Source organism: Roseibium aggregatum, from assembly GCF_014692675.1.
GTDB classification, from domain to species: domain Bacteria; phylum Pseudomonadota; class Alphaproteobacteria; order Rhizobiales; family Stappiaceae; genus Roseibium; species Roseibium aggregatum_C.
Genome location: NZ_JABFCZ010000095.1, coordinates 1 through 458, shown reverse-complemented (window position 1 = coordinate 458; position 458 = coordinate 1). Strand labels below are relative to the sequence as shown.

The 458-nt window shown below is 64.6% G+C and carries 1 protein-coding gene and 1 pseudogene; one reads left to right on the top strand and one right to left on the bottom strand.

Going from position 1 to position 458, the window contains the following annotated elements; translation table 11 throughout:
* Positions 1–167 (top strand): orotidine 5'-phosphate decarboxylase / HUMPS family protein (locus HK439_RS26455; protein WP_190294468.1); only part of this gene is annotated, 167 nt, incomplete at its 5' end.
* Between the two features lie 106 nt (positions 168–273).
* Here the strand turns inward: HK439_RS26455 and HK439_RS26450 are convergent.
* Positions 274–458, bottom strand: a pseudogene (locus HK439_RS26450) (ABC transporter ATP-binding protein); the annotation flags it as partial.

Sequence of the window (458 nt, the reverse complement as noted above, 5' to 3'; positions counted from 1 at the left end):
CTCCGGGGATTCGCCCGGCGGGCAGCGCGCAGGATGACCAGCGCCGCATTTTGACCCCGCGTCAGGCCTTGGACGCAGGTTCGGATTACCTGGTGATCGGTCGCCCGATCAGCCAGGCGGCCGATCCGGCGAAAGCGTTGGCAGCTGTCGTCGCCGAAATCGCCTGACGATCGTTCCCACGCTCCGCGTGGGAAAGCCTCTTGTGACGCTCCGCGTCACGCTTTGGGACGCAGAGCGTCCAGGGCGGCATTCCCACGCAGAGCGTGGGAATGATCAGCGGCCCAAATAAACCTCAATCACCCGCTCGTTTTCCTGCACCTGCTCCAGCGACCCTTCGGCCAGCACGCTGCCCTGGTGCAACACGGTGACGTGGTCGGCAATCGAGCCGACAAAGCCCATGTCATGTTCCACCACCATCAGCGAGTGCTTGCCCGCCAGGCGCTTGAACAGTTCGGCGG